Source organism: Sphingobium chungbukense, assembly GCF_001005725.1.
Lineage (GTDB): Bacteria > Pseudomonadota > Alphaproteobacteria > Sphingomonadales > Sphingomonadaceae > Sphingobium > Sphingobium chungbukense.
In genome coordinates, this window is sequence record NZ_LBIC01000029.1 from 1 (window position 1) to 4,045 (window position 4,045).

Below are 4,045 nucleotides of genomic sequence, written 5' to 3' on the forward strand. Positions count from 1 at the left end.
ATATCCTGACAGTCCAGCGAAAAATGGTGGTTGGAAGGTGAAAACCATCGGTGCCTCCAGCACTGCCCAAAAACCCCATGGCTCCCCCGAGGCGGGGGTGGGCGGCGAGAACGACCGGAGAGGCCCGCGCAAACGGCGGGCCGCACCCGGAGGGGCGAAATGAAATGGAGCAGCTCGGCGAAGCCGGGCTTGCGGCGCGCCGTGGCGGGCCTAGCAGGGAGCGCCGACCAGACCCGCATCGAGGGAGGTCCGAAAAATCAGCGCCGCCGCGCCAGCGGCGTCCGCTGGTGAGCGGGCGAAGCCCGCGCATCGCCGTGCGCGACGAAGCGGCCGAGCCCGCGAGGGATCGGACGCTCTGCTTTGGTTGCTGCTGGATCATGGCTGACGGGCATGCATCCAGTCGGCCGCTGCCTGCGCTTTGCTCGCCGCGGTGAAGATCGCCCGGGGCTCGTCCTTGAGCAGTTGCAGCCAAGAGGCGATGTAGGCCGCATGATCGGGTCGCGGTTCGTGCGCGATCCCGAGATCGGCGAGCAGGAACGATGCAGTCAGTTCGGCGGTCGCTTCCTCCATGGCGAGCGCGTGCCTGGTCCACTTGGCGCTGAAATCCCGGTCGAGCCGGTGGGCTGCGCCACTGGCATGAGCTGCCTCGTGAATATGGGTGGCGTAGAAGCCGTGGGCATCGTGGAAGGCGCTGAAATCCCGCATGTGGATGCGGTCTTCGGCGATGTGATAATAGGCGCTGGCCGAGCCGTAGACGGTATCGATGCCGAGGGCGGCGATGAAGGCTTCGGCGGCGGCGAGGCGTTCGCTCTCGGGCAGGTCCGGCGCCGGTTCGGGCGCATAGCCATCGACCTGATCGGCGTTGAACAGGCTGAACGCCTTGGCGAAAAGCCGGCGGTGGTCGTCATCGTCGCCGGCGTCGTCGCCCTTCGCGCGAAACTCCTTCCAGAGGACACCGAGGCTGGCGTGCTCACCCTTGCGGACCTGCGCGCCGAGCGCGTGCCACTGGCGATAGGTGCCCCAGACCCCGCTCGCATAGCCGCTGCCATAGGCGGCCGCCCAGAGCGAGACCGTATTTATGCCGCGATAGGGCTTGCCGCTGGCGACGTTGGTCGGGCGGGTGACGTCGGCGCCGGAATGATGCCATGGCATGCGCCAGGTGCCGGTGCCGGCTTCGATGGCGTCGACGATCGCTTGCGTGACGCGAGCATAGACGTCTGAGCGTTGTGAGGCTGACATGATCTGTTCTCCGTTCTCGCGCCGGGGACCATCCCCGGCGGCGGAGGCCCGTTCGCGCCGGGCACAGGGGGGCTCGCGCACCCGTCAGGGCCGCAGCGAAGCGAAGGACGGCGAAGCCGTTGCGCGGGCGCGCCGACCGGCGCAGGACTCCGCCAACAGCCGGGGTGGTCTACGGCGCGGGAGGGTCGATCCCGGCAATCACCACGCTCAGGCGATCCAGCTCGCGCTGGAGAGACTGACGCTGGAGATCGGAGATGCGCCGTTCGCGTAAGTGCGCCCTGGCATCGGCCGCCGCGCGTTCCCAGGCCGGCCTGTGGCGGGCGGTGATGCAGGCGTTGGGACAGCGGGTCGGCTCGCACAGGGCAGTGAGCGGCTGCGCGGGATCGGGGGTCGTCACGCGCTTGAGGCAGAGCGCGGTCGCGGGATCGAAGAAGCAATCCGCGAGCGGGCCGACATGGAAGGTGCGCGCGACGCTGGCGAGCATGACGCGCAGGCGGGCGCGATCGGCGATCATGGCGGGCAAAGGCCCTTGTCTGACGGCGGCATCGTCGAGCGTCCGTGCGATGCGTGGTCCCGCCGGTCCGCCGAGCGAAGCGCCGTCCTGGCGCCGGTCGAAATAGTCCAGCAGATCGTCGATCTGACCGAGCCGCCTCTGCGCCTCGACCTCGGCCCGAAACCCCGATGCGCTGGTCCCGGCATAGCCTTCGAATGCGGCGACCGACGCGTGCTTATACTGGATCATGCCGGCGATGGTGCCGAACGGACGGTTGGCGATGTGCCACGCGATGGTGCGCCGGAACTGCCTCGTCGTGATGCGCCATGGGTTGCCATCGGGACCGGGCGGGATGACCGGCTCATCGGGGCTGCCGAAGGCGGTGTTGAGGTGGTCGCGGAAGGTGTTGAGCTGGCGCACCACCTCGCTCGACAGATGCGTCTTGCTGACAGCGCGGGGACGAAGCACCGGCCAGAGCGTATCGCTGCCGCTGGCGCGCGCCGGTCCTGCCGACAGGCGTTCGAGCACCGCGATCGCGTCTGCGACCGGTTCGATCGTCACCCAGCTCGCCGCCTCGCCCGCGGCGGCGCGGCGCTTGTAGATGGTCGATCGGATGCGATGCCGTTCGATCAGGCCGTCCTCGCTGCGCGCGATAGAGAGACACCCGCGCCGCATCGCCTGCACCTCGCAGTCGCGCATGCCGGTCAGATAGGCGCACACGATATAAGCGGCGGCCTGGAGCATCCGTTCCTCGTGTGCGAGAGTCTTCGCGTCGAAGCGCTCGCGCCATGGCCGACCGCTATCGGGATCGATCGAGATCGGCGTGTCCATGCCGCCGACCTCCACCCCCAGCTCAGCCGCCACTGCATCGATCAACCTCGCTTCGCCGCCGGTCAGCATGAGATGCGCGCCCGGCTCGGCCTGCGCGTCGATCCCGGCATGGAGATGCAGGAGATGGGCGTTGATCGGTGGGGTCACGGTGCCGGTGCCCGGATCGACGCGCAGCTTGCCGTTATGAGCGGTGGCCCAGATCGGTGCGCCGCGCCCCTCGCGGCGTCGGCGATCGAAATAGGCCTTCAGGCGGGTGCGGCGACGTTGCCGGCGATCAGCGTCCGAGAGGCCGGCGTCGGCGGTGACAAGGCGGTCCCGGCGCGCTTCGAGCCGATCAAGCTCGCGGCGGGCTGCGAGAATATCGTCAGCGAAGACGGTGACGTAGCGCAACGACCAGGCGAGCAGCGCGGCGATGACCTCTTCGGGGAACCGCGGCGTGCGGTTCTCCCTGACATGCCGGTAGCCCGCGACGCGTGCCGGGGCCTGTCCGGCCCAGGGCTCGAATGCAAGGCCTCCGCCAGCGAGGTGGTCACGATAGTAATAGAGATCGGATACCACTTCGAGGAGGTGGCCGACGATGACGGGTCGCCGGGCAGGATCGTCACGAAGATGACGGGCATAGGCATCGACCAATGCCTGATCGATACGGGAAACGTCGAGCCGTCCGAGCCGCTCACGGGCGAAGGCAAAGAACCGGCGGGCACGGTTGAATGCTTGGCGGATACAGGCGGGCGGTAGCTTCGTCCGATAGCCGGGGAGATCGGCGTTGAGGCGGGCGTAGAGATAGGCGCGCATCGCCGCCTGCACATCGGCATGTTCGAGCACGTCGAAATGCACGGTGACATGGCAGCGCCGGGCGTTCTCGCGGAAGACGGCGGGACCGAGATCCCAGCTCGGGTCGCCGACGCGCGACAGATCTTCGCGGGCGTGACCGGCCTTGAGCGGCGCGCTCGCCAGCACGGCGCGATCGTCGAAGGCGGGCGCCTGGACATGGGCTGGCATGGTCATGTGCGTGCCTCCGGCGGCAGATAAAGCCGTTCGCCCTCCATCTGCCGGCGCGCATCGGCGATGACGGCATCGGAGAAGGCCGGCAGGACCTGGGCGGTGATGCGGGCATGGACGCGGCCGAACTTGGCCGCCCAGTCGGTCGCGGGCAGGCTCAGCCTCTGCTCTTCGACGAACGCGAGGAAAGCCAGGATGGCGGGGAGCTTGCGCGCGGTGATGACGGCGTTGGGACAATCGAGGCAACCCCAGAAGGGCTGCGCGCAGGGTGATCCTGCGTCCGCGAAGGGACTGCTATGGAAGCCCCCGCAGGCGGCGAGCCAGACATCCTGTTCGCCGTCGAGCAACGGCCCCACGGTAGCCAGCGGGATCAGCGGCGCGGCCTGATCGGGCGCTTCGCGCAACGTCTGCTCGGCGGTGGGCGGAAGCACGGTCGGCATCGCGGCAGCGACCGCCGCGCGGAAGGCGTCGGCGACGGCC

General features: G+C 68.8%; 3 protein-coding genes and 1 pseudogene. 1 reads left to right on the forward strand and 3 read right to left on the reverse strand.

The genetic code is table 11. The features are described from left to right. Nucleotides 1–159: 159 nt before the first annotated feature. Nucleotides 160–291, forward strand: a complete 132-nt coding sequence (locus tag YP76_RS29135) for a hypothetical protein (RefSeq protein ID WP_257721804.1) — start codon at nt 160–162, stop codon at nt 289–291. Nucleotides 292–375: 84 nt separating this feature from the next. On the opposite strand, the gene YP76_RS26325 is transcribed toward YP76_RS29135, so the two are convergent. The 3 genes and pseudogenes from YP76_RS26325 to YP76_RS28495 all read right to left on the reverse strand — a co-directional run. Continuing rightward, nucleotides 376–1,239: an ArdC family protein gene (locus tag YP76_RS26325; RefSeq protein WP_046766327.1), complete on the reverse strand. Its 864-nt coding sequence runs from the start codon at nt 1,237–1,239 to the stop codon at nt 376–378. A 169-nt stretch (nt 1,240–1,408) separates the two neighbouring features. Next, entirely contained in the window at nt 1,409–3,571 is a 2,163-nt protein-coding gene (locus YP76_RS26330) for a hypothetical protein (RefSeq protein WP_046766328.1), read from the reverse strand. Further along, nucleotides 3,568–4,045: pseudogene (locus YP76_RS28495) on the reverse strand (hypothetical protein); the annotation flags it as partial. The gene YP76_RS26330 and the pseudogene YP76_RS28495, both read right to left, overlap by 4 nt.

Coding starts and splice junctions, on each gene's coding strand:
- YP76_RS29135 (WP_257721804.1), top strand. CDS start 160: ATGAAATGGAGCAGCTCGGCGAAGCCGGGCTTGCGGCGCGCCGTGGCG.
- YP76_RS26325 (WP_046766327.1), bottom strand. CDS start 1,239: ATGTCAGCCTCACAACGCTCAGACGTCTATGCTCGCGTCACGCAAGCG.
- YP76_RS26330 (WP_046766328.1), bottom strand. CDS start 3,571: ATGACCATGCCAGCCCATGTCCAGGCGCCCGCCTTCGACGATCGCGCC.